A 24,901-nucleotide genomic window follows, 5' to 3' on the forward strand; every position below is an offset into this window, starting at 1 on the left:
ACCTGTACGCCGCAACTAAAAGTGCATTTGCATGCAGCCCTTAATGTTGGTTGTTCAGAAGAAGAAATCAAAGAAGTAATAATACAAATGTCTGTCTATGCAGGCTTCCCAGCAGCGTTAAATGGAATGTTTGCTTTCAAAGAAGTGCTATCTGAAAGGTAGCATTAGAAGGGCTGCGTAACTCAAAGCTGCCCAAAGTGTGTTTAGCCAGTTTTTCACTACATTTGAAAAGGAAAACTTCATCTTACAAAAACTAATCATCTAACCTCCACCTTCTGAGCTTTGGTATTAAAATATCAGAGTAGTTTGGGTGCTGTACTTTATATAATCAATGGCAACTTATTGATTCAAAATACTATCCAATTCTGCTCTAATGAAAACTGAGATTTCGGCCAATTTTCTCGGCAGTGGATTTTGATAAGGGTAAGCGATATACATCGATCTTTCCGTATCGAAAATTTCCGTAATATGGATATGGCTATTTATATGGCTACCTTTCATGAGATAATTTGGAATGACACCAACACCGACTCCTCTAGCAACAAAGTTCATTAAAATAGATGTATTATCAACTTCAATGACATCATTATAATTCTTTTTTATCAACTCTTTGCTTGAATGGTTTTTATAGATGAGTAAAGTTTTATTTTTAATGTCATCGATTTTTGATATTAAAACATCGTTATAATTTGCTACTTTATGTGCAATCAATGCGTCATCAACAACGTTATTAAGCCTAATTGCCATATCTACATTACTTTCCAATAAGTTTTCAATGTTGTTACTTGATGATATTTCAAAGTTAACAGCAGGATATCGATCTTGAAGACCTTTAAGAACTTCACCAAAAATAGATGAGGCTATTGAATTAGGCATTGTTATTTTAAATTTTCCACTAATGCAGTCACTCAGTGATTTTGCTCTGTAATTCAATTCTTGTAAATTATCTAAAGCTTCGATGGCAAGCTCTTTGATGCTTTCGCCATGATCAGTCAGAACGAGTTTTCTTGTTGTTCGGTGAACGAGCGTAACCCCAAGCTGTTTTTCTAAGGATGTCAGTTGACGGCTTACTTGAGCCTTCGATTTTCCAAGCTCTTTTGAAGCCTCCGTCAAGGAAAGGTTCTTACAAACTGCCGCAAAGCAGATTAGTTCACTGTTCATCAATTCCATGATTGTTACCTATTTGCAACTCTGAGTCACGTTGTCTTTCAAATGCCCGTTTAGTATAACTAGCTTTCGTCGGAGGATGAAAGTGATATTTTAATTATTAATCAGACTCATTTGAAATTCTGAGTTTTAAGAGTTTAGTCAATTAAAAAGTTCATTAGTGTTCATCAAAATTTTTCTAATAATAGAACTAATTATTTTTTGTTTTTTAATATTTATCTATAACCTAATCAAAGTAGAGAAGTAAACTATGAAAGCAGAATGTCAAAATAAAAAGAAATATCTATTTTATCACGAGTTTTTTTATAACCTGATAAATTGTGTTATCCAGTATTACACAAAAGTGTTTGTTACATTATTTGGAGATGAGATGAGAGCTCGCCACAGAAAAAGTAACATCAATTTACCAAGTACATCTGAGCTTAGTGAGCACATGAAACGGGATCTTGGTTTAGATTGATTGGGAGTTTCCACTCGAACAATCCGAAACGTATTTGCAATAAAAAATAGTATCCACGAGATTTCTATTTATACCATTAAAACAAGAACTACTAAGGAAATCACAAAGTGGGATTCATTGACACCGCCTCTGCGCTAAACAACCAAATGGTCATTACAGTCAAGCTACCTTAATAAGTAATACATTGTACATATCTGAACAACTTTCAGATACTGCGGTAAGTGTTGAAAAAAAAGACATGACGAAAGAGGTTGAAAGGCAGGCTCGTTCTGTTTTAAATAACAATCTAGCGCTTACTCAAACGACAGGCGGTACACTACACAGTCTTGCGTTGGTAAGGTTATCTTTTACAGATGTAACGTACTGGCCAATAAAAGATCGAACGTTTGCCGATTTTATGGGTGAGCATAAACCTGCAAGAGCCGTAATATGTGCTGCAGCGATTAAACAAGATTTTTGGTGATGGGGGAAGCTATCACTGAAATCACTATGCCAGCAAAGGAGGAATTGTGCCATGGTTACCATTTATGTGGTTGATGCATTTACCACCGAACCTAACACAGGAAATCGGGCGGGAGTTGTTTTAGATGCAGACCGGCTTACCACTCAGGAGATGCAACACATCGCTGCATTTGCGGGTTATTCAGAAACGGCCTTTGTTTTGTCACCTAAAGATCAAAGCCATGACGTATATGTTCGATACTTCACCCCGACCAAGGAGGTCCCAATATGTGGGCACGCGACCATAGCCACTCATTTTTTGCGAGCAAGCACTGGGCACCTATCAGACTATCCGTTAATAGCGAAGACAGGGGCAGGCAATCTACCTGTATCAATTTCGGGTAATCCAAATGATATCTTGGTGAAAATGACTCAGGGCCGCGTGGAGTTTCTACCGCCATTTGACCAAAATCAACGGAATGGGCTGGCAAATGCCCTAGGTATTAGTGTGAGTGATTTTGCTGAACTGCCAATACAAATTGTCTCGACAGGTCATTCTAAGGTTATGGTTCCTATGCTTAGCAGGAAGAGGCTTGATGGATTAAACCCAGATAACGAGAAGTTAAAAGCGCTCAGTGGTGAGATAGGCTGCAATGGATTCTTTCCCTTTGTTTTAGAGGGGAGCAAGCAAAAACCTATTACTTACGGACGAATGTTTGCCCCTGCAATTGGGATTGACGAAGACCCTGTAACGGGCAATGCAAATGGCCCAGTAGGAGCGTATCTTGTTCAGCACAGTTTGATTGAGTTTAACTCGAAAGTATGCTTTTGGGGTTATCAGGGATTGGCAATAGGAAAACCCGGCCGAGTACTAGTGTCAGTGGAGAAAACCGATACACAATTACTCGTCAGCATTGCAGGGCAAGCTGTACTAGTTGGTAAGAGAGTCGAAGAGTTGTAACTGAAACCTGTAAACTGCTCCGTACCTAGCAGTTTTGGATTCTGAGTTAGGTTACTCACCATCCATATAGTTATTCGAGAATTGCTAATTTAGCAAAGCGGTTAGCACGTTTTTGTCCAAAAACAAGTTAACTCGTTGTCTGTGGCGCATTCAAACGCAGACTTTCTCGCCTAGAAATTGTAATCCATATAACTTAAATTTTGCTCCGTTTGGGTGTGTAATAGCGACCAGATAGTTCGAGCATTCTTTGCTGCAAGAGCGACAATAACTCGGTTCATTCCTCGTCGTTCCAACACACCTCGACACCACTGACTGAGCCTGGCTTGTTCATCATAGTCGACGTTTTACGCTTGATGGCCCAAAAAGATCAGCGAACAGCGTGATGGATTGCCATCAAGACAAGGGATTTCACTTGTTCAATCACGACATGAAACTGCCGGCTCGCCCGGTGGTCATTGAAGTGGTAGACAGTCATATGAGGGAGTTGCAACCTTTGCTTGATGCGTTGTCTCAAAAAGGGGTTATTTGGCAGGTATATCTTCAAGGACAGTCTCAAGATGTGGCTGTTGATGTCTCTTACGACTGTTACGTATTTGGCGACGACCTGACGTTCCAGTATTACGAATGGCTACTTTGCGGCAATGTGTTTAGCCTATGTTTGCCTGAACGTGGAAAACAAAGCCTATTAACCTTTATTGATATGCTCATGCAGGAAAGTAACGACAGTGAGGAATTTCTGCACAAGCTGTATCGAGCGGAGGATTGGCTTATTCAGAACTATTATTATTGCCCTCTCTGGCGCAATCATTTCACCGTCACTCGAGCGGACAATTTGTATGGCACAGAAACAAACAATATGGGTGTCATGTCTCTGGTGAATATGTGGTTGGAGTAATCGCTGGTATGGTAGTGTTTGAGTGGCAATTTTGTTTGCAGTGTTTAACGGATAATTAAGGATAGAAAATGGATTTTAACGTTTGGCTCAGTTTTGTCGCAGCCTCCCTCATTCTTACCGCAACACCGGGGCCTAGCATATTTTTAGGTATTGCACATGCACTGAGATATGGTCATAAACGTGTGTTATATACCGCCCTTGGGGATATCTCTGCTAACTTTATTCAAATGGTGTTAGTTGCCTTGGGTTTAGGAGTCATCCTTGCGAGTTCGGTAATGGCATTTACTGTCATTAAAGTCTTTGGTGTCATGACCTTGGTTTACATGGGGCTAAAAATGCTCCTCGTTAAACCCAAACAAGTTGAGCGCTTAGACCTCAACGACTCGGATTTGCAGGCCTCGAACAAAAAGTTGTTCTATTCTGGCTTTTTAGTCGCCGCTGGTAATCCCAAAGCCATCATATTCTTCTCTGCTTTTTTTCCGCAATTCATCAACCCTGACTTGCCAGTGTTACCTCAACTGATGGTGATGTGCCCAACCATGGCATTTCTTGATTTCAGCTTAGTAATGTTTTATGCATTTTCGGCCAGGCGCATTGTTAATGCGAGCAGACTATCTCTTAACACTGTGACCAGAGGAAGTGGTGCTTTACTGCTCGGAGCCGCAGGTATTCTAGCAGTTAAAGAACCCACTTAATCTCGACTGAGAACCGCGTTCAAGATTGAACACACTGTGCCCAGCACAACCATTACACCTATTTAGCAACTCTCGGAGTAAGACACTTATGATCACTTTTTACGAACTGTGTGGGGACGATGGCTTAAAATTCAGTCCTTATTGTTGGCGAACGAAAATGTGCTTGATACACAAAAATATAGCGTTTGATACCACTGACCTATCTTTTGTCGACCTTCAGGCTAAGTTTAAGGGGCAATTTTCTACACTCCCCGCCATCAAAGATGGTGAAACGGTACTCTCTGATTCGTTTAACATCGCTGATTATCTTGAGGCTCACTACCCTGAATTACCCTCATTATTTGGCGGTAAAAAAGGGCGTTTAATGGCACTTTTTTTCCATGAGTGGGCAGCATCATTACATTCGGACATTGCCAAAATTGCCATCTTCGACATTTACTGCAAGCTTAAAGATCGAGATAAAGAATACTTTCGTTCCTCTAGAGAGAAACACTTTCAGGACAGCTTGGAAAATGTACAAAACAACAACCAAGATTTAGCAAAGGCCGATTTACTCAAAAAAATGAGAGTACTGGAATCTTATTTAGCTAAGACACGATATTTATCGGGCGATGCGCCCATGTATTCAGACTATATCGTCTATGGAACGTTGAAGTGGCTGCTGTCTACGAGTAACGCTTTCACAGAGGAAATGCTGACTAACCATGTTTTAAAGTGGTATGACTGCCTAGATAGGATTGGCACTGGAATTTAAACATGCTTAAGACAGCGACGGAAATGTGAACGCATCGCATAGTTTCATGTTCAAGCTTTGCATCAAGTGAGATCGTTGATAATTTTTCGCACATAGGATTTGGCTATACAAGGAGCTAGTTTTAAGTCGGGGGCGTTAAAACCTTACCTTAACGATAAGTATGACAATACAGAGAGTAAGACGATGGGAGGGTTATACTTAGATGTCAGCGCTCAAGTTTTCGATTACGTATTCATCGAAGGAAAAGCAGATTTTCTCACTCGATTTAGTTCGGAGGTAGATAGTTGGTAAGCCGGCGGAGGACTCATTGGGCGTTTGGGAGGGGTAATGGCAAGTTCTTTATCCTGTGGCACAGTAAACTATCGTGCTGATAGTGATTACAGTTCACCATATTCCGAGCATGGAACATACTGTCAAGCGATGGTTAGAAAACAAATAGCTAATCATTGGCAGATGGGAGTTTCCTATCAGCATGATTTCTTAGATCTAGCAAGAGATGAGTTCAAGTGGAATAACGTCTTTCAATTCGGCTCAGTGTCTGGCTTAGTCGCAAATTTAGAATATGCAGAGCGTGAGAAAGCGGAAGTGAGCTATGAGCTTGGGTTGCAGTTCTCATTTTAACGTATGCGCATCGCAATAATTAACGTCATTATAGATCTGAATATTGGGGCTATAGTAAGCTAGACTTAGCCACCGCTTGAAAATCATCTCTATATAAAATCGTACCTATATCCGAATATTGTAATACTGAGACATTGGTATCATATTCTTCTAATATGTACTTTAACTCGTACATGATCGATATGTATTGGGTACTAGAGTCTAAAAACCAAGAAATTGCATTTCGTGGCCATGATTTTTCTTCAAATGGTGGGCAAGGTAAAGAGGAATTGAGTTGAGAAAATATTTGTTCGATATGTTCTCTATGATATTCATGGAGTATTAGATCTTCCTCGAGCATTAATCTCGCCTGTGTAATGATGCCATGAGTATTCTGCAACTGTTTTTCTTCATTATTGCTAGCGATAAATCTAATGTACATAACCTTGTTACTCTTTGGGTTAGTTAGTGCCTAAATTAATATAAGACGGACAGAATTCTTGAAACTGTAGCATAGTTAATGGGAGGTAACACACGTATGAGAACAAGAATAAATGAAGCTATCTTGCTGAGAAAAAAAGGGAGCTATAAAGAGTCTCGTCAGTTATTACGCACGGTGTTAGCGAATTCCTCCTATGCGCCTTCCGCGCATTTGAATATTGCTTGGTCCTACGATAACGAAGGTAAAGAACAACAAGCTGTAGAGCACTATCGGTTAGCATTAAAGGGGCTGCTTTCACCTAACGAGCGATTTGATGCTTTGTTTGGTTTAGCGAGCACTTACAGAAGCCTCGGTTGTTATGGAGATGCGCTGGATTACTTTCAACAAACGATTACCGAGTTCCCAAGTAATTTAGAAGCTCAGCCTTTTTATGCGATGTGTTTATATAACTTAGGTAGACATAAGGAGGCAACCGCTTTGCTTCTTAATTTGTTGGTATCGACAACTGATAATCAGTCAATAAAAGAATACCAAAGAGCAATACTGCTGTATGCAGAAGACCTTGATAAAAAGTGGTAAATATTGCGTTCCTACGTATATTTGTTCGTCTAACCGTGGAGTAGACACAATAGCGAGGTTCTAGTCATGAATTCTAAGGTTTTGGATCTCGATAACTGATTAACTGCTGTTTCAGCCCTAAAAGAGAGAGGCTAAGGTTTCGACTTATCATGAAAGAGAGTGGTGTCAATCTGATGATATGGATAAATAAGTGGCAAACCTACCTCCACTTTCACCTAGGTATCGTGTAAAAAATCTTGATCAGCTTTCTTTTGGTTCTCAGCGTAAAACAGCACAAGAAAAATAGGGAGAAATCATCCTTGTCCTTGTGGAAGTGGAAGTGGAAGTGGAAAAAAATACAAACGATGCCGCATTTCGTAAAGATATAACTATTTCTTCTTTTATAGTATAGATGGGCTTTTGTGAGCTAGATTTTGACCAAACTCAGCTTATCCGAACTGCATGGCTTGGAGCATCAACTCTAAGCCATTTCTGTCCATTTATGAGTTTGCGAGCGCATCACAGTTCAATCTCGTATGAGAAACACTCTACATTTGGTTATGTTTGGAGACAGAATAGTGATGAGCAATTTTTTCCAGAGGAGAGTAAAATTCAAAATTTCACAAGCAACGTTTAAGTCCATACATATGCAAGTTCAAATCAGCAGCGATTGCAATTACCAGATTTGGGATTGTATTCCATGATATTTCCCTGTGTATCTATGGAAAAATTGCAGCAGCTATTAAACAAGTTATAGAGTTTTTTACGGCTTTTCTTAACCCTAGATTTTAGTGTTGAGTACTTTATTCCATTGTTCTCAGCATAACTTTTTTGCGAGACTCCTTCGATTTCAACAGCAATCAACAATTCTGCATCGTCCTCAGGTAGTTGATTAATAAATGGCAAAAGGCAGTGAGAAAGCGCTTTGACAATTTGCTCTTCATCTTGCTCGTCATACCACAAATTATCCGCCGTTAAATCATTTTGTTTATTGTTTTTTCGGTAGAAATCAATAATTGTATTGTTCGCTATTTGGAATAACCACGGTTTGATCTTGCTACCATCTGTAACCGTTTGAAAACCATCATAAGTTTTAATCAAAATCTCTTGAAATAGATCTTCAGCGTCCTCAGGGTTAGCAACTCTGCTGTGTAAAAACGCCTTCAAACTGGATTGATATACTGACCAGATAGATTCAAATTTCATGTGATTCATTTACCCCTTATAAAATGGCCTAGGTCCACTAGCGAGCTAATTTATGTGCCAAACTCATTTTTACTGCTGGCCATTCACTATCAATGATTGAGAAGACAACCGTATCCCTATAAACACCATTTACCTTTTGATGATTACGAAGCACACCATCTTGCTTTGCACCTAAACGACTAATAGCAGCTCGTGATTGGTGATTATGCCAATGTGTACGAAACTCAACAGCAATCGCATCAAGATCTTCAAATGCATGATTTAAAAGTAGCAGTTTACATTCTGTATTTGAAGATGAACGTTGATGGCTTCTGGTGTACCATGTGTAGCCTATTTCGACCCTTTTATTCAATATATCCGCATGACAAAAACGAGTAGATCCGATAATTTTATCATTTGCTTTATCGACAATAGTAAAAGGCAACGAAGTTCCATTCTGCTGTTCAGATAGCGCCTGAAAGATATAGGCATCGATTGTTTCACTGCTTGGCACTTGTGTGTACCACAAATCCCACAATTTACCATCTGACGCGGCTTCAACTAGAGCAACTGCATGCTCTGTCCGAAGTGGTATCAGTTTTACTGACTTGGACTCTAATTCGATCTCACTCAGCCACATATACACTTCCTTTTGTTATTTAGGGTTTCTCATACTTTATAGAGAATAATTTCCATATTAAATATACAGCTATTGTTCACCCTTTAGATTAAGTCGCTCTCAAGAACAACGGCAAGGCGAGCTATTGTTTGATTTCATTTGCCGCTTGAATTTTTTGATGGACTCTTTTCTAATTTCATCCAAGTCATCCCTACGAACTACTACAATCATTCCACTTCTGGGTCGAGTGGAACAAGCGTAAACTTCCTTGCCGTTAACTTCGACTAAGCAAGCTTTGCAGCAACCATTCTTACGTTTATTTTTCAGGCAAGGCGCTGAGATGTTGATTTTTACTTTGCGTGCTATTTCCACCAAATTATCATCATCTGGCGTTATCAGTATTCTTTTATTGTCAATTTCTATAACTGATGATTTTAAATTAAACATGCTTTAGCCTTTGAACAACCTTAACTCAGGCAATTTTCTTAGATTAAGATACAGCTGCCCAGGGACGCTCTCAAATAGAAACGGAGCTTATCCTGAGCAGATGTACGTAGCTTAGACAATACTTTTATGCCCTACTACACATTGCACTAATCACAACATGAGCCTGATGATGTTGAGCAACTACTGGTTGCGCACTCAGCCCCTTTCCCACCCTTTAAACTGCCAAGGTATGTATTTTTTAAGTAAAATCCGCTAAACGTTGACACAAAATCTTGTGGTACAGTTTTATCGGTAAGGCCTGACTCAATGAGTGCAGCTTGCCATTTCTGAACTTTTGGAAACTGTTCCAGCATATCAAAGCCAGATTGATTTTTGATTACTGCCGCACGGTGTAGCAATGGAAGCCATGCAATATCGACATTAGATACGTAATTCCCTTTGAAAAATGATGACTCACCAAGCTTATTTTCCGCTTTTGCGAATGCCTTGGATAGATTTGCGAAACGTGTTTCAAATGTCTCTTTATCCTTACTGCCCATTGTTCCACATTGTGGCATGTAGTGTTTACTTGCTTGATATGACCATGCACGATCTAACGCTTTTTGTTCTGGTGAAACCTCTTCTATCGGTGCATATTTATCATCTAGATATTCGACAATGGCATCTGACTCAAACAAAACAGTATCATTTTCGGTAACCAATACGGGGACTTGACCATTCGGTGATATATCTAAAAACCATTGCGGTTTGTTACTCAATTCGATGTATTCGATTTCAAATGGTACATTCTTTGTTACCAACGCACCCATTACACGTTGCACAAATGGGCAGTTCTTAAAGCTAATCAGTTTAATCATTTTGTTGCTCCAAATCGGTTCATTGTTTCTACTTACACCTAATAAGACGAGCAACGTTTAAAAAAGACGAAAGATTATTACTTTTTTAAATAATTCGATTTTATGTCAGATAGCAATTCAAGCAATCCGTTTTTTAATCACTCAGAGTGGATCGAGCGCTTCGAATGACTCGAAAGAATTTTGGGTTAGGGGTTAGAGGATTACAGCCCCACAGGCGATAGCCATCAATGACTAAAAACTCTAGCTTAATCAAACAAAATTTTGATATTACTAACAGAAATGCCCTGAACCTTCATAGGCTAAACTTTTACCCTTGTGAGCTTTACCCGTGGCATTTTTTAGCACGAAAATACCACTAAACATTTCAGAACGCATAGTTTCGGTAATAGAACTTGCATACTACCGAGGAATCCTCTGCAGTTGAAATGTTGCAAAATTTGCAATAATTGCCTGACATCAGCCAAGTTCGGTGTTCATAAATGTGCGAGCTGCAGTCGTTGACTCTCCGCGCGCACGAGCTGGATTGTTGTTACACCGCAAGGTGTCTTGATTGAGCCTCCGATTGAGGCAGAAACGAGCAAAGAGGTTTGCGAGTTAAGGCATGGTTGCCCGTAGGGTGCTTAATTTCAATACCTTAACTATCAAGCCAATATGCCTTTGGTTTGTTCTCACTTCCATTAGAACTTTAAGCCAACATCTTAATTCGCAACACTTGATAGCACTTCCAACACACTATTCCCTCAATTAAACGCTCTGGCAACACGGCCGTTACTGCTCAATTCATAGTGACCAATATAGGCTGGGATAAATACCGATTGCCCTTTAGTCAGGGTTAAATGCTCGCCTTTTGGGCTCATTAGCGTGAAATCATCATCTATTGCCATTAAAATTTCAGCACCACTTGTGATGACTTCTTCTTGATAAGGACGATGAAATATATTGAAATTAAAATCACTGACCGGGATATCATAGCTATCACATTGATCTAATTTTGAGGGTGCCAATAATAAGCATTCGAACGAAATTGGCGTGAACTCCGTGCATGCGACTAACTCAGCGACATCAATGTGTTTCGGCGTTAAACCAGCGCGTAACACGTTGTCTGAATTTGCCATGATCTCGAGACCAGTCCCCTTAATGTAGGCATGCGGAGTGTTCGCATTCAAATACATCGCTTCACCCGGCTTCAGTGTGATCAAGTTAAGCAGCAGAACACAAAACAGACCAATATCGTTCGGGTACTGATGGCAAAGCTCAGTAACCAAAGCAAACTCTGCTTGATCTTGATGAGCTGCTGCGTAAGTTAGGAGTTGCTCTAATGCTTGGTGTTTACGTTGGTCATTCAGCGTTAATAGATCACGGAAAAACGCCTCTAAACCTAGAGAGTTAAGGTTATTACCAAACTCTTCAACCAAACCAACAAGCTCGATAGAATCCAACTTTCTGAACAAGGCTAATATTTCATCGAATTCTCGAAAGCCATTCATCGCTTGGTATTCAGTAATCGCGTAAACCAATTCAGGTTTATGGTTAGAATCTTTGTAATTACGGTGTCCTGCGGTCAGAGGAATACTTGCTTGCTCCTCTCTCGCAAAGCCAACCTCGGCTTGGTGCTTGTTTGGGTGAACTTGAACAGATAGTGCCTTTTCTGCCGCTAAGATTTTAAATAAGAATGGCAGTTCACCAAACTCTTTCGCAATATCAGTAGATAAATAGGCCGATTTATTCTTGTTAATCAACTCGGAGAGAGGCACCAAATGTTGGTCAAGCTTAACCATTGAGCAACCTTTTGGATGCGCTCCCATCCAAACTTCCGCTTGCGGTTCTTGTGACTCATTCTTAAAACCAAACAGTTCACGTATCGAAGAGATACTCCCCCATGCATAATTTTGGATGGTGTTTTCCATTGGGAAGAATGAGTGTTCTGAGAAGTGGCTGAGTGACATGGCGTTTTCCGTAGTGAGCCCTTTGAACACAATTCAAGAGAGCTGATTCTAATAACGTGAATAATTAGAAAGACTACAGAGAGCGGCTTGAGCCCACATGAGATGGGATCTTAGAGGTAATAGGAAAAATTCTTAGAAACGGGGGATTTCGATGAAAAGCGTGAAAAGAGTCACATTTGAATATCACGTGTAGAACGCGCTGAGAATAAGACAGCGATGCTAGCAACAGTAATACAAGCTGTCACACTATCTTATTCTCGGGAAGACACCTTAAAAACCAGATCGAGCCTCTGCACTTTTCTGAGGTGATTGAGCCTGTAGGAAAGGCAGAAGAAGCAGCCCAATAACGGCCGCACAAGTAGAGATCGTAATGAAAAATCCACTCCAACCGTAAGTTTCTAGAACGAGCGCCAATGGGTATCCGGACAGTGCAGCCCCCATGTAGGCGAATAAGCCAACAAAGCCAGTCGCCGCCCCGGCAGAGTCTTTATGCGAGCATTCGGCCGCCGCCATACCAATAAGCATTTGAGGGCCAAAAACAAAAAAACCAACACAAAACAACCCAGCAGCTTGAAACACAAAGTTGGTTAAAGGCATAAGCCATAAAGCGGATACCGAGAGGAAGATACCAATCGCAAACAGGATATTCATTGGACCGCGGTTGCCACCAAACAGCCTATCCGAGCCCCACCCAGCTACAAGTGAACCAACGAAGCCACCAATCTCGAATAGAGATAAAGCTGCGTTGGCGTTTATCAAACTGTAATTGTGTTCTTCGGTTAGGTATAAGTTACCCCAGTCGTTAACCGCCGTTCTTACTATGTAAACCAACACATAACTAAAAGCGAGCAACCAAATGTACTTATTGCTGAACACGTAGGTTTTCAGGATTTCTCGATAGCTTAATCCTTGTCCATGGTTCTCTTGAGCCAATTCTAAATGATCATTGCGCCACTTCCCTACCGTCGGAAGTCCCATAGTGGTCGGCTTATCACGTAAGCGCCAGCAAACGATAAGACCAATAAAAACACCAATCACGCCCGGCCAGATAAACCCAGCTCGCCAACTGAATTGAAGCGTCAGATAACCCACAAGAATAGGGATAAGAGCCCCACCAACGTTGTGTGCTGTATTCCATATAGCCCAACGAAAGCCTCTTTCGGAGCGAGAATACCAGGTCGTCAATAACTTAGAGCACGATGGCCAGCCCCAACCTTGAAACCACGCATTTAGCACCCAAAGTGAGATAAAAGCCGCCAACGAACTAGAAAAGCCAAACGCGATATTGATCAAGCCTGTCGCGATTAGGCCAAGACCCATGAAGTAACGCGGGTTTGAACGGTCCGATATCGTGCCTGAGATAAATTTCGATAAGCCATAAGAAAGATAAAAGAGCGTGCCAATTAAGCCGATATCGCCTTTGTCCAAGCCAAGGTCGGTGATCATAGCTGGTGCTGCATAATTAAAGGTTTTACGAGTGAAGTAAAAACCTGCATAGCCGACATACATCCCTATCATGATATGGAGGCGCCAGTAGCCATAACTCTGATTGACCTCATCATCAGTTAGAGCATGACTATTTGACGTTTTTGAGCGCAGAAATCCAAACATATTCGTTCTCACACTTTAGGTAATGTAACGCTGATATTGGTACCCGAAGAGGAGTCATTAGCGTTGATTGTCATCTTGCCGCCGAGCGCCTGAACACGCTCTAGCATACCGCGAACCCCCATTCCTTTGGGAAGATCTTGCGCTGTAAAGCCAACGCCATTGTCTGTGATCCAAAGATAAGCCTGATCATCTAAAATTAATTCAATTCTAATTTCGCTCGCTTGAGCATATTTATGGGCATTATTTAAAGATTCTTGGCACAAACGGAAGAGGGTAACCTTGAGCGTATCACTCAAACACGAGTAATCACCTTGCCAATTTAACTGGATATCAACGCCGTGGTCCGAAAACTCCATTTCCCGAATAAGCTGTTCAACGGAGTCTTTTAGATCAAGATCGTCCAACATCTTAGGTCTTAGTTTTGTCAGTAGACGTTTGGTGGTGTCATAAACATTCAAAGACAATGACTCAATCGTACCCGCACAGCGAACGCTCATCTCAGCCGCGTCGACACGTTTAATAATGCTTGCCTGCGTACGAATTGCCGTGATGTTTTGCCCGATTTCATCATGCAGCTCACGCGCAATATCACGGCGAACCGACTCCTCAGCTGTTACTAGCTGGCGTGAAAGATTTTGATTTCTTGAGAGTTCACTTCGTAATTTTGAGTTGAGATCTTTCTGCTTTTGAACCGCTAAACCAAGCAATATACCTGTGATGGTTTGAGCAGATAGAGATAATAGTAAATCTGTAATTTCGAGTTTGGATGTTCCGCTGTGGGCTGCAATCAATGCGACACTGTTTAATAGAGTCGCCAATAAAGCACCTTGCCACCCGTAACGAACGGCGAGCAGGATGATAGGGATAGCCATACAGAATGGGGCGAAGCGTCTTAGCTCATCAGGTAAACTGGTTTGTATCAAAATACTGGCCACTAGCAACACACTGTATAAAGCAATGTGGCGGATTTTGAACTCAACAACATTGTTGATTAAGTAAGAACTCAATGGCGCCCATTTGTTTTGGAATAGATAGTTCCAGACCAGATAGCACATCGGCACCAGCATCAGTCCGCCAGTGATACTCACCAACCACACCATGTAAACAGCCGGAACATGAGAGCCCACTACAGCAACGTTGATCAATGAGGTGACCATAATTAAGCTCGTCATCACTAACAAGTGGCGATTCTGGTCACCAGAATAATAACGTTTGGCAATTAGAGTGGCAGGAATGCTCAATCCACTGGCGATTAGTATCGTCAGCCATTGGGGTTCATCAAGTAATAACGCTAAAGCGATCGCGAGCCCCCACTCTGCAATATAGATAGCAGGCCAATAGTGCGCACGAGTGTGCAGCGTCATTCCCAATCGAAGTGAGAATGGAAAAAGCAGAATGGCTAACTCAGGGTCATTGATGAAATAGAAAGCAATAACCCACAAACAAAACCATGCACAGCCAGCCATAAAAACTCCACATAGGGAGGTTGCGAGATAGGAACGCATTAGTACTGTTCTTGTGTGAATAGTTTAGCTAACTCGACGTTGTTCTTAACATTGAGTTTGTCCATCGCATTGGCACGGTGTACATGAACCGTTTTATGGCTAACCCCTAACTCAACGGCGATAGATTTTACATCGAGCCCTGTTGCCAATAACTGACATACTTCGCTTTCTCTCCGGGTTAGCTGATTTAACGAGACTTTATTCTTCGTAGGTGTCGCAAGCTTTATAGCGATATCTGGCGTGAGATAACAACCGCCCTTTGCGCTCGTGTGCACGGCTTGAATTAATTCATCAGGGCTACAGCGCTTACTGAGATAACCTTTGGCTCCTAACTCTAATGACCTCTCAACCATCGCCGGAGAGTCATGAACGCTCAACATGATGCTGGCAATTCCTGATGGAATCTCTTCCAATAAGCTCAAGCCACTTTCGTCCTGCATTGAGATATCCAAGATAACGACATCAGGGTGGCAACTTGGCAATCCGAAGCGCGCTTCTGCCGCAGAGTTGAATTCACCCACGACCGTAATATCAGTTTCAAGACTGAGTAATTGAGCAAAGCCCGAACGAACAATGACGTGGTCATCAACAAGCGCAACATTAATCATGATATTAGCCAGAATTAAGAGTAAGAAAGAAAAATAGCCCCGACAGGAGCTATATAATATTAATTTTATTAATAGAGATGATACTGAATCGAACTAGCGATTGGTATGATCTCACGTGCTTTAATCCAATAAAGTACGTGAGACTATGTATCTGAAACTCTCTTTGCGACAACAAATGCGCGACAACAAGTACGCGAGACTAGCTAGGCGTTTTGAGCCGCTAAGTGTATTTTCTTAGCTTGACGAATCTTCTTCTCTTCCGCAATCGCAACGAATAGCAGCAGTACAATACAAATGGCAGCTGAAGTATCAAGTGCTGCGAACGTTCCTTTCCAACCCGTTAAGCCGAAAATAGGTGTTCCATCAGCAATCATACCTAGGCCAAGTTTTGCGAAACTGTCACCAATTAAGTAAGCAAAGGTACCTTTCACACCATCCGCAACACTGATTGCTTTCTTAGGTACAAAACCAACCGCCGCAACACCAATCAGCAACTGAGGACCAAACACTAGGAAACCAAGCACGAACAGTGATGCTAGGTACATGAACTCACTTGTTGCATGCTGGTAGAACTCTAGAGAAACGATAATCAGGCCAAGCGATACACAAGCAACTAAAGCGCGGCGTCCGTTCGCAAGGTCTGATAAATAACCCCACATTAGCGTACCGACCAGAGCACCCACTTCAAACAGAGTAAAACCTGAAATCGCCGTTTCTTTTGATAGGCCTAGCTCTTGATACGCATAAACGGTAGACCATTGATCGATACCGATACGAACAATGTACAAAAAGATATTCGCGAAGCAGAGCAACCAAATCACTTTGTTTTTAAGGATATATTCAACAAAGATCTCTTTCTTGGTCATTTGATTTTCTTCAGCGATAGTATCTTCTTCGCTGATTTCTTCGTCAAACAACTCTTCAACTGTACCTAAACCGTATGCTTCTGGAGAGTCATTACCAAAACGCATTCCAATAAAACCAACCACAATCGCGATGATCGATGGGAACACGAACATACCAACAACGCTGCCATCAAATAGGTAATTTGCCCCAAACAAAGCAACACCAGCAGCACCGGCACCACCCACGTTGTGTGACATGTTCCAAAGGCCTAGGTATGAACCACGCTTATTACGAGGCGTCCATTTAGTAATAGTCGAATAACTTGAAGGACCACCGGTACTTTGAAAGAAACCACTCAATGCGTAGAAGGCAACCATCATGAATAAGCTAGCGCTGCCGCCACCCATACTGAAACTAAAGCCCAACATGGCAAGGCCAGACAGGATTAGCATAAACGGTAGGAACTGCTTGGTATTCTTACCATCAGCGTAATAAGAAACTACGGTTTTACCGATACCGTAAGTGATAGAGAAACCCAGACCGATAAGACCTAGATCCGTCATCGATAATCCATAAGTAGAAATCATGTCGTTTTGCGCGACATTGAAGTTCTTACGGATCAAATACATGGTTAAATAACCAATGAACACGACAAGGTAAGATTGTAGGAAGGGTTTAAACCACATTTTTCTTCTGGTTTCGACCGGAAGATCCAGCGTCGGTTTTCGAACCTGATCTAGGAACTTTAACATTGTGAACTCTCTTATTTTTTGTGAGGTCTGCACGGCATAATTCCGACCATGCATTCTTTGTTAGTTGACCGTGAAATAATAAGGAGTCTAAAAATCGACCGCATGAGAGAGGGGCTTAGAATAACTAGGAAAAATTCTTAATTCAGAGTCAGGAGTCAAGAAAGCGTGAACAGCATCACTTTGTTTACGATCTGTTATGTATTGATATTACGATAACAAAAGTAGCTCATTTCAAGGCAAATAAACCTTGTGAGCAAACAAAAACAAGTGCTATTTATCAATAAAACCCACAGCAATGGAGTCACGCAAGGCAACCTAGATCCACTTACTGATTTACTAATTGAATGTTTTTTTGATGCCCCCACCCTCTCTACAAATGTACTAAGTGCATGTGAAAACAATAAATTATGCATAACTTGCATATATAGAATGCAAACCTTTCATTTTACTCCTTATTAATACCCATAGTATTTTGCGCAAAAACCTATTGATGCCAATTTTTTATATGAAAGTCCCCTTTCTTAGCAACGGCGGTTTATTAAGGCGCATTTCATATGAAAGTTAATTTGCATAAGGATAATTCACAGATGACTAAGTTGCTCAAAGACATAAAACTTGGGTTTTCACAAACGACGCTTAAAAACCGGATCGTGATGGCACCGATGACGATTCAATCTGCATTTTTTGATGGCGGTGTCTCTCAAGAAATGATCGATTACTACGCCTCTCGCTCAGGAGATGCGGCAGCAATCATTGTTGAAAGTGCTTTTGTAGAAAATTACGGTCGAGCTTTCCCTGGCGCTTTAGGCATTACTCACGATAGTAAGATTGCGGGACTAAAAGAATTAGCGACGGCCATTAAAGCAAAAGGCTCCAAAGCCATTCTTCAAATTTATCATGCTGGTCGTATGGCAAGCGCGGAATTTAATGGCGGTCATCAACCAATTTCTGCAAGCCCAATAGCAGCACTTCGCGCTAACGCAGAAACCCCACTTGAAATGACTGACGAGCAAATCCACAACATGCTTGAGTATTTTGGTCATGCTGTAAATCGCGCGATATTATCAGGATTTGATGGGGTTGAAATTCATGGGGCGAATACTTACCTTATTCAACAGTTCTTCTCCCCTCATTCAAATCGACGCACCGACAAATGGGGAGGCGATATTGAAAAACGCACTGCTTTTCCGCTTGCTGTTTTAGAGCAAGCAAAACAAGTGGTTGCCGACCATCAGATGACTGACTTCATTATTGGCTACCGTTTTTCTCCTGAAGAAATAGAAGAACCTGGAATTCGATTCGAAGACACGATGTACCTTCTTGATAAGTTAGCAACAAGTGGACTTGATTACTTTCATTTCTCTATGGGTAATTACGCCCGTAACTCGATTGTTAACCCAGAAGACAAAGCTCTACTCATCCACAAATTTCATGAGTTGAAGTCTGAAAGTGTCGCCCAAATCCCGGTCATTGGTGTCGGAGGTATTTCACAGCGCAGCGATGCTGATACCGCTCTTGAACAAGGGTACGACATGGTCAGTATTGGTAAAGGCTTCTTAGTAGAGCCAACGTGGGCCACGAAAGCAATGAACAATGAAAGCTGTGCTGAGTTTGCCGATATCGCTCAACAAGAAGAACTCATGATCCCCACGCCTTTATGGGAAATCATGGATTACATGATCATTGACAGCGCAGCTGAAACTTTAAAACATCAACGTATAAAAGAACTGCAAAATATTGATATTAAATTCGAACCCGGTGAATTTACCGCTTACGGTTATGGTCACAACGGTCAACTTCCTGTTACCGTTACTTTCTCTGAAGATAGAATTTTAGGGGTGTCGGTTGATTCATCAAAAGAGTCGGATGGTATTGCAAACCCTGCATTTGAACGTATCCCTCAACAAATACTGGATGGTCAAACACTTAATGTTGACGTTATTTCTGGCGCAACAGTGAGTAGCCAAGCAGTCATTGACGGTGTGTCTAATGCCGTGGATTTAGCAGGTGGTAATTCAGAAGCTCTTCGCTGTAAAGCCCGTGAAGCGGTAGAGTGGTCGACACAAACCATTGAAGAAACGGTTGATGTGGTCATAGTGGGCGGCGGCGGCGCAGGTTTGAGTGCCGCCCTAACTGCGCTAGACAACAAAAGAACCGTTGTTGTCCTTGAGAAGTTCCCGGCCATTGGTGGTAACACAGTTCGCACAGGTGGCTGGGTGAATGCCGCAGAGCCTAAGTGGCAAAAAGATTTTCCTGCTGTAGCGGGTGAAACAGACTATTTAAAAGCGATCGCCAATACACCAGAGTCCGAAATTGCCCAAGAATATCTTTCTGATTTTCGAACACTTCGAGATCAGTTAGCCAACTATTTCCTTGATGTTGATAGCGGGAAAAACTATTTATTTGATTCAACTGAGTTACATTTAATTCAAACGTATCTTGGTGGCAAACGCACCAATCTAGATGGCGAGCCTATTTATGGTCAGTATGACCTTGTACATACGCTGACTAACCGTGCTATGGAATCGATCGATTGGTTGACAGAAAAAGGCATCGATTTCAATCGAGGTATGGTTGACATCGCAGTCGGAGCTTTGTGGCGTCGGGCGCATAAACCCAATCGCCCTAAAGGTGTTGAATTTGTCGATAAACTTCAAAAACACATCGTCGCACAAGGTGGCCGAATCATAACGGATACACGTGCAAGCGATCTTATTGTTGAAAATGGTCAAGTGGTGGGCGTCAATGCTACACATTCTAATGGAACCAAATACTCACTCATGGCTAATCATGGCGTAGTGTTAGCATCTGGTGGTTTTGGCGCGAACACAAAAATGTTGCAGAAATACAATAACTACTGGAACAATATCGCTGATGACATCAAAACAACTAACTCACCAGCGTTAATTGGTGACGGTATCGCTATTGGTGAAAAAGCAGGGGCTGACCTTGTGGGAATGGAATACATCCAACTTATGCCTATTGGCGATCCTAAATCCGGAGCGTTATTAACAGGCTTAATCGTTCCACCAGAAAATTTTGTCTTCGTTAATCAGCAAGGCAAGCGATTTGTAAATGAGTGTGAAAGCCGAGATGTCCTTTCTAACTCATTTTTTGATAACGGTGGCCTTGTGTACATGATTGCAGACGAAGAAATTCGTAAAACCGCGGCAAACACAACCCACGAAACGATTGAACGTGAGATCGAGGAAGGCATCATTATCAAAGCAGGCTCTATTGAAGAGTTAGCGCGCAAGATTAATGTTCCAGAAGCTGAGCTATGCAGCACAATCCATCGTTATAACTCGTTTGTAGAAGATGGACGAGATCCAGAGTTCCAAAAAGGAGCGCTAGGTTTAAAAGTGGAGAAAGCCCCCTTCTATGCAACACCAAGAAAGCCCTCTGTACACCATACAATGGGAGGCCTAAGAATTGATACCAAAGCTCGAGTCTTGGATCAACAGAGGTCACCTATTCCTGGGTTATATGCAGCTGGTGAAGTCGCAGGTGGTCTCCACGCAGGGAATCGACTTGGCGGTAACGCATTGATTGATATATTCACTTACGGCCGAATTGCAGGGGATAGTGTTTCAAACAGAAGTTAGATTGTTAAGGGGAAGCCATGAGCTTCCCTTCTTTCATACCAGCAAAAAGGCAGGCAATGTTAAGTTATAAAACTCGCTTTAAAATGATGGGAACCATCATCGACCTCACTATCCATCATCCAAATGGCGAATCACTGCTAACAGATTGTTATCTTCAACTTGAACGTTTTGCACAACGCTTTACCGTCAATCAGTCACACTCTGAACTTATGAACGTCAATCACAACGCTGGTATTAGACCTGTTCGTGTAAAGGCAGACCTTTACGAACTAATCAAAAAAGCTAAAACGGCTAGCATGGATAACTCCAACCCTTTTAATATTGCCATTGGCCCTCTGATAAAGACATGGCGTATTGGTTTTAACGATGCCAAGCTGCCAACAGATCGGGAGTTAATGAACATTCTTGGTATTGTTGACCCTTCACACATCGTATTGGACGAGCTCTATCAAACCATATTTCTGACCAAGCCTGGAATGGAGATTGACTTAGGCGCCATAGCCAAAGGCTATTTTGCTGACCAAATAAAAGAATACCTTGTGAGTCATAATGTTAAACATGGGTGTATTAATTTAGGTGGAAACGTACTAACCATTGGCTACGCGCCAAATAATGCAATACAAGCATGGAATGTAGGGATTCAAGACCCTTTGAGCCCTCGCGGGGAGGTGTGCAGAATCGTACCGTTGCAAGGGCAATCGATGGTAACGTCAGGGATTAATGAACGATACCTTGAGCACGGTGGTCTGCGATACCATCACCTCATTGATGCAAAGACAGGCAAGCCGATTAACACCGATATTGCAAGTGTCACTATTATTTCCAACCTATCCGTCGATGGCGAAATTTGGAGTACCGCAGGCTTTCTATCTACCGTTGATGACTCTCTCGCTTATTTAAACAAACAACTCGATATTGAGGCCGTTTTAATTTCAGAGACCGGTGTCGTATCTATCACTAATGGTCTCAAAGATGATGGTCGATATATCCAGAAAAAATAATTTTTCGTTCAAGTGGCTCTTACATTGTCATAAAAAAGTGTGCTTTGGTTACCTCTAACGATCTCAATAAACACTTAATTTAAAGAAAACACAGTCCTATCCATCACCATTGCCGAGCGCCTTACTTCGACCAACGAAATGGTTCTGTACATTAAAAGGCTTATTCTATTTTTTATAACAAAACTAATGATGTTAATCATACTTTTCCCTTAGTCAGACCAATCTCTACTCATTCTCAGCATAAACGTATACCACTCGCAATGCTGCTATCACTAATGTGACGCTTGAAACAACCACAGCCATGACTAATTTAATAAAATTACTCTCTCTTACCCCATAAACTTGTCAATGCTCAGCCTGAGCATTGACAAATTATTCATACCATACAAACCACATAGCAACTCCTGTATTTGAATAACAGAACAATCGAATCGATAGCATAAAAACAAATTTTCTTGCTTCACTATAGTAGTGATTCAAATGTAAATGCTATCTTTAACCCTGAAGTAAAAGTGGGGGAGTTTGATGATCTTCAATCATATAACTAAGTTATATAGCCTCAAATCAAAGATGGAGCACTCAATTTAAACAGTGAGTTAAACATGATTAAAGCCCAAATATATGACGTATTTTGCAATAAAACTGCCAAAGGGAACCCTTGCAGTGTTGTCGAGTTAGATGAGTGGGCAAGTGATGAGCTGTTACTGCAAATAACTCATAAACAAAACCAGCCAGTGACATCTTTTATTGTCCAATCTGGCGACAGTTTTTACATTCGTTGGTTTACACTTGATGGTGAGATAAACCTCTGTGGACATGGAAGTTTGGGAGCAGGAGCTGCATTAATTTCAAAATATCAGGTGAGAGAAATCACTCTCAATAGCCAATATGGCCAAGTCGTAGTCTCAGAAAAAAATGGTTCATACAAAATAATCATGCCGATGTGGCTACCAAAAAACTGTTCGCTGCCTTTAGACATGTCAGGCTTAATTTCTCCTCCTATAGAAACTTTCTCAACACGAGACTTGGTTCTAGTTTTAGACTCTGAAGACGAAGTCATTAACTTTAAACCAGACTTCTCACAATTAGAAAAAATTACAGACTTTCATGCTCTTATTATTACAGCAAAAAGATCTGAGGATAGTTATGTTTTACGCTATTTCGCTCCTAAAATCGGTATTTTTGAAGATTTAGCGACAGGTTCAGCCCAATGTTCGCTTGCTCCCTATTGGTTTCAACAGCTAGGCACTGGAACTTTATCTGTTAGTCAACTTTCAAGTACTGGCGGATACTTCGAAGTTGAAAAAGGTGTCGATTCAACAATCGTATTGTCAGCTCAAGTCAAAATTAGAAAACCATAATGAAGATATCATTTCCCCTCGATATTAAGCGTCTGATTTTGAATCATTATAATAGTAAAGTTGATACTAATCATAAGCAGAAAAGCATACTCACATTGATAACACTTTGTTTCTTACATTAGTGTATTCTCTTTATTATCAATACGATAATTCCTAATTTTTTATAGAAGTAATATATGAATAGTGATCATTTTAAAGGTAAATATGAAGTAGAATTGAAGTATCGGCTTCGTTCTAAAACTGAATTCCTAAAAGCTTTAAGTCATATCCCCCATGAAATTATGCTTCAAGATAATGCAGAATCTGATTGGTACTTTGATACTCCAGATCAACTTCTACAGGCCCAAAATAAAAGCCTTTGCATTCGAACAATGGAGCCGTCAGGAATTAAATTGTGGATAGTAAAAGGTCCTGAAACAGATAAATGTGAAGCAACAAACATTACTGATGCTGATCGTGCTGTAAGTATGCTTGAAACAATGGGGTACGAAGTCGTACTCAAAGCTAAGAAAACACGCAGTATCTATTTCATAGGACAATTTCATATCACCGTAGATTCATTAGCTGGTATCGGTGATTTTGCAGAATTTGCGATTATGACGGACAACGAATCAATGCTTTCTATTTACAAAGCAGATCTCGAAGCTTTAGCCAATCAATTTAACTTAACTCAAGCGAGTTTACAGAAAAAATCGTACAAAGAAATGTTCGAGGAAAGAGGAGCCTGACAAACCATATTGAAAGACATGAATCGTGATGATTTGACTCATGATCCCTTTTCGTCTTTATTGAGCAATATTGCTCTCTAAAAACCTTGAGCCCATAAATCATATTCATCAATGATATAAACTTCTTCTTCTGTTTTTTCTCTCGGGTAATAAGGAAGTGCAAGTAGCACCGATGAAGGTAAAAGTTCCCACTCCGGGGACATTTTCATCCGAACGAGCTTAGAACCATCAGGCTTTTGAACATACATATAATACCCATCTGAGTGTGTATTTGCGTAACTTGCTATCTGCACAGTATCACCGGATGGTAATTTAACCATTCTTCCTAATGGAAATAATTGATGTAATGCAAAACTCACATGTGCATCTTCTAAATAACCTTGTTTGAACCTGTGCAAACCAATGGCAGAAGACGTTGCCCTTTTTGTCCAACCGACGAGCAGAAGCCCCTTCATCGAGTCTTTAAAGGGCTTACCTTTTGGTATTCCTTCATTTGATATAAATTGGACTAAGATAGAATCTCCATCCACATCAATAATATGAAGGTACTGCTCACCTGTTTTATCTGCTAATAATTTCATTTCATATGACGCATTTGATTCCATTTGCCTATGATACCATGTCTAACACAAGCCATCAGGTTAAGCGAATAACCAATACTTAAGCTTCACTGGCGATAAGGTTTCTTGTGTTTAACGATACCAAATAAGCTGACTAAGATGGTGAATGTACATCCTTCTTGCCAAACGACCTTAAATCACATGGGAATACTCTTAATGATTAAACAGGATTTCATGAGCACGGTGAGTTGGAGGTATGGTGAGGCACTGAAAGTATACCTTTAGAGCAAAAAATCT

The 24,901-nt window shown here is 41.0% G+C and carries 21 protein-coding genes and 2 pseudogenes; 12 read left to right on the forward strand and 11 right to left on the reverse strand.

Features of this window, described 5'->3' with window-relative positions; all coding sequences use genetic code 11:
- The coding region (locus tag F0249_RS16625) for a carboxymuconolactone decarboxylase family protein (RefSeq protein WP_171757225.1) at positions 1-162 on the forward strand (162 nt) is incomplete at its 5' end.
- A 177-nt stretch (positions 163-339) separates the two neighbouring features.
- Here F0249_RS16625 and F0249_RS16630 read toward each other — a convergent pair.
- Positions 340-1,170: a LysR family transcriptional regulator gene (locus tag F0249_RS16630; RefSeq protein WP_171757226.1), complete on the reverse strand. Its 831-nt coding sequence runs from the start codon at positions 1,168-1,170 to the stop codon at positions 340-342.
- 608 nt (positions 1,171-1,778) lie between these two features.
- Here F0249_RS16630 and F0249_RS16635 point away from each other — a divergent pair.
- The 7 genes and pseudogenes from F0249_RS16635 to F0249_RS16665 all read left to right on the forward strand — a co-directional run.
- Positions 1,779-2,090: pseudogene (locus F0249_RS16635) on the forward strand (RidA family protein); the annotation flags it as partial.
- A gap of 51 nt (positions 2,091-2,141) precedes the next feature.
- Positions 2,142-3,029 carry a PhzF family isomerase gene (locus F0249_RS16640; RefSeq protein ID WP_171757227.1) on the forward strand — a complete coding sequence of 296 codons (888 nt, stop codon included), beginning with the start codon at positions 2,142-2,144 and terminating at the stop codon, positions 3,027-3,029.
- Between the two features lie 475 nt (positions 3,030-3,504).
- Entirely contained in the window at positions 3,505-3,924 is a 420-nt protein-coding gene (locus F0249_RS16645) for a hypothetical protein (RefSeq protein WP_253825335.1), read from the forward strand.
- A gap of 68 nt (positions 3,925-3,992) precedes the next feature.
- Positions 3,993-4,619 (forward strand): LysE family translocator, encoded by a 627-nt coding sequence (locus F0249_RS16650; protein ID WP_017053112.1) that lies wholly within the window; start codon positions 3,993-3,995, stop codon positions 4,617-4,619.
- A gap of 88 nt (positions 4,620-4,707) precedes the next feature.
- On the forward strand, positions 4,708-5,373 hold the full coding sequence (locus F0249_RS16655) for a glutathione S-transferase N-terminal domain-containing protein (RefSeq protein ID WP_017053113.1): 666 nt from the start codon (positions 4,708-4,710) through the stop codon (positions 5,371-5,373).
- A gap of 38 nt (positions 5,374-5,411) precedes the next feature.
- A pseudogene (locus tag F0249_RS20435) lies at positions 5,412-5,994 on the forward strand (hypothetical protein).
- A gap of 517 nt (positions 5,995-6,511) precedes the next feature.
- Positions 6,512-6,994: a tetratricopeptide repeat protein gene (locus tag F0249_RS16665; protein WP_017103369.1), complete on the forward strand. Its 483-nt coding sequence runs from the start codon at positions 6,512-6,514 to the stop codon at positions 6,992-6,994.
- A 639-nt stretch (positions 6,995-7,633) separates the two neighbouring features.
- Here the strand turns inward: F0249_RS16665 and sigZ are convergent.
- From sigZ to uhpT, 9 genes are all read right to left on the reverse strand, one after another.
- Positions 7,634-8,179 carry an RNA polymerase sigma factor SigZ gene (gene sigZ / locus F0249_RS16670; RefSeq protein ID WP_171757228.1) on the reverse strand — a complete coding sequence of 182 codons (546 nt, stop codon included), beginning with the start codon at positions 8,177-8,179 and terminating at the stop codon, positions 7,634-7,636.
- 37 nt (positions 8,180-8,216) lie between these two features.
- Positions 8,217-8,798, reverse strand: a complete 582-nt coding sequence (locus tag F0249_RS16675; protein ID WP_171757229.1) for a GNAT family N-acetyltransferase — start codon at positions 8,796-8,798, stop codon at positions 8,217-8,219.
- A gap of 99 nt (positions 8,799-8,897) precedes the next feature.
- Positions 8,898-9,224, reverse strand: coding sequence for a 2Fe-2S iron-sulfur cluster-binding protein (locus tag F0249_RS16680; protein ID WP_171757230.1), 327 nt, complete (start codon positions 9,222-9,224; stop codon positions 8,898-8,900).
- A gap of 146 nt (positions 9,225-9,370) precedes the next feature.
- Positions 9,371-10,081: a glutathione S-transferase family protein gene (locus tag F0249_RS16685; RefSeq protein ID WP_171757231.1), complete on the reverse strand. Its 711-nt coding sequence runs from the start codon at positions 10,079-10,081 to the stop codon at positions 9,371-9,373.
- 740 nt (positions 10,082-10,821) lie between these two features.
- Entirely contained in the window at positions 10,822-12,027 is a 1,206-nt protein-coding gene (manA, locus tag F0249_RS16690) for a mannose-6-phosphate isomerase, class I (protein ID WP_171757232.1), read from the reverse strand.
- Positions 12,028-12,297: 270 nt separating this feature from the next.
- Positions 12,298-13,638 (reverse strand): MFS transporter, encoded by a 1,341-nt coding sequence (locus tag F0249_RS16695; protein WP_171757233.1) that lies wholly within the window; start codon positions 13,636-13,638, stop codon positions 12,298-12,300.
- An 8-nt stretch (positions 13,639-13,646) separates the two neighbouring features.
- Positions 13,647-15,143, reverse strand: coding sequence for a signal transduction histidine-protein kinase/phosphatase UhpB (gene uhpB / locus F0249_RS16700; protein ID WP_171757234.1), 1,497 nt, complete (start codon positions 15,141-15,143; stop codon positions 13,647-13,649).
- Positions 15,143-15,751, reverse strand: coding sequence for a transcriptional regulator UhpA (gene uhpA, locus F0249_RS16705; protein WP_171757235.1), 609 nt, complete (start codon positions 15,749-15,751; stop codon positions 15,143-15,145). The genes uhpB and uhpA overlap by 1 nt, the downstream gene beginning before the upstream one ends.
- 203 nt (positions 15,752-15,954) lie before the next feature.
- Positions 15,955-17,349, reverse strand: coding sequence for a hexose-6-phosphate:phosphate antiporter (gene uhpT / locus F0249_RS16710; protein ID WP_171757236.1), 1,395 nt, complete (start codon positions 17,347-17,349; stop codon positions 15,955-15,957).
- A gap of 587 nt (positions 17,350-17,936) precedes the next feature.
- On the opposite strand from uhpT, the gene F0249_RS16715 reads away from it, so the two are divergent.
- The 4 genes from F0249_RS16715 (at position 17,937) to cyaB (ending at position 24,044) form a co-directional block, all read left to right on the forward strand.
- Positions 17,937-20,954, forward strand: a complete 3,018-nt coding sequence (locus F0249_RS16715; RefSeq protein ID WP_171757237.1) for a flavocytochrome c — start codon at positions 17,937-17,939, stop codon at positions 20,952-20,954.
- Between the two features lie 56 nt (positions 20,955-21,010).
- Positions 21,011-21,955, forward strand: coding sequence for an FAD:protein FMN transferase (locus F0249_RS16720; protein ID WP_171757267.1), 945 nt, complete (start codon positions 21,011-21,013; stop codon positions 21,953-21,955).
- Between the two features lie 602 nt (positions 21,956-22,557).
- On the forward strand, positions 22,558-23,316 hold the full coding sequence (locus F0249_RS16725; protein WP_171757238.1) for a PhzF family phenazine biosynthesis protein: 759 nt from the start codon (positions 22,558-22,560) through the stop codon (positions 23,314-23,316).
- Positions 23,317-23,492: 176 nt separating this feature from the next.
- Complete coding sequence (gene cyaB / locus F0249_RS16730; RefSeq protein ID WP_171757239.1) at positions 23,493-24,044, forward strand: class IV adenylate cyclase; 552 nt, start codon at positions 23,493-23,495, stop codon at positions 24,042-24,044.
- Positions 24,045-24,121: 77 nt separating this feature from the next.
- Here the strand turns inward: cyaB and F0249_RS16735 are convergent, their stop codons facing one another.
- Complete coding sequence (locus tag F0249_RS16735) at positions 24,122-24,625, reverse strand: hypothetical protein (protein WP_113797768.1); 504 nt, start codon at positions 24,623-24,625, stop codon at positions 24,122-24,124.
- Positions 24,626-24,901 lie beyond the last annotated feature (276 nt).

This window comes from Vibrio sp. 03-59-1 (genome assembly GCF_013114135.1).
Classification (GTDB): domain Bacteria; phylum Pseudomonadota; class Gammaproteobacteria; order Enterobacterales; family Vibrionaceae; genus Vibrio; species Vibrio cortegadensis.

Bases quoted from the DNA above. Each gene is read 5' to 3' on its own strand.
- F0249_RS16680 (WP_171757230.1), bottom strand. From the start codon at position 9,224: ATGTTTAATTTAAAATCATCAGTTATAGAAATTGACAATAAAAGAATA.
- F0249_RS16630 (WP_171757226.1), bottom strand. From the start codon at position 1,170: ATGGAATTGATGAACAGTGAACTAATCTGCTTTGCGGCAGTTTGTAAG.
- uhpA (WP_171757235.1), bottom strand. From the start codon at position 15,751: ATGATTAATGTTGCGCTTGTTGATGACCACGTCATTGTTCGTTCGGGC.
- F0249_RS16650 (WP_017053112.1), top strand. From the start codon at position 3,993: ATGGATTTTAACGTTTGGCTCAGTTTTGTCGCAGCCTCCCTCATTCTT.
- sigZ (WP_171757228.1), bottom strand. From the start codon at position 8,179: ATGAAATTTGAATCTATCTGGTCAGTATATCAATCCAGTTTGAAGGCG.
- F0249_RS16645 (WP_253825335.1), top strand. From the start codon at position 3,505: ATGAGGGAGTTGCAACCTTTGCTTGATGCGTTGTCTCAAAAAGGGGTT.
- F0249_RS16655 (WP_017053113.1), top strand. From the start codon at position 4,708: ATGATCACTTTTTACGAACTGTGTGGGGACGATGGCTTAAAATTCAGT.
- F0249_RS16725 (WP_171757238.1), top strand. From the start codon at position 22,558: ATGATTAAAGCCCAAATATATGACGTATTTTGCAATAAAACTGCCAAA.
- F0249_RS16640 (WP_171757227.1), top strand. From the start codon at position 2,142: ATGGTTACCATTTATGTGGTTGATGCATTTACCACCGAACCTAACACA.
- F0249_RS16735 (WP_113797768.1), bottom strand. From the start codon at position 24,625: ATGAAATTATTAGCAGATAAAACAGGTGAGCAGTACCTTCATATTATT.
- uhpB (WP_171757234.1), bottom strand. From the start codon at position 15,143: ATGCGTTCCTATCTCGCAACCTCCCTATGTGGAGTTTTTATGGCTGGC.
- F0249_RS16675 (WP_171757229.1), bottom strand. From the start codon at position 8,798: ATGTGGCTGAGTGAGATCGAATTAGAGTCCAAGTCAGTAAAACTGATA.
- F0249_RS16695 (WP_171757233.1), bottom strand. From the start codon at position 13,638: ATGTTTGGATTTCTGCGCTCAAAAACGTCAAATAGTCATGCTCTAACT.
- manA (WP_171757232.1), bottom strand. From the start codon at position 12,027: ATGTCACTCAGCCACTTCTCAGAACACTCATTCTTCCCAATGGAAAAC.
- F0249_RS16685 (WP_171757231.1), bottom strand. From the start codon at position 10,081: ATGATTAAACTGATTAGCTTTAAGAACTGCCCATTTGTGCAACGTGTA.
- cyaB (WP_171757239.1), top strand. From the start codon at position 23,493: ATGAATAGTGATCATTTTAAAGGTAAATATGAAGTAGAATTGAAGTAT.
- F0249_RS16665 (WP_017103369.1), top strand. From the start codon at position 6,512: ATGAGAACAAGAATAAATGAAGCTATCTTGCTGAGAAAAAAAGGGAGC.
- uhpT (WP_171757236.1), bottom strand. From the start codon at position 17,349: ATGTTAAAGTTCCTAGATCAGGTTCGAAAACCGACGCTGGATCTTCCG.
- F0249_RS16715 (WP_171757237.1), top strand. From the start codon at position 17,937: ATGACTAAGTTGCTCAAAGACATAAAACTTGGGTTTTCACAAACGACG.
- F0249_RS16720 (WP_171757267.1), top strand. From the start codon at position 21,011: ATGTTAAGTTATAAAACTCGCTTTAAAATGATGGGAACCATCATCGAC.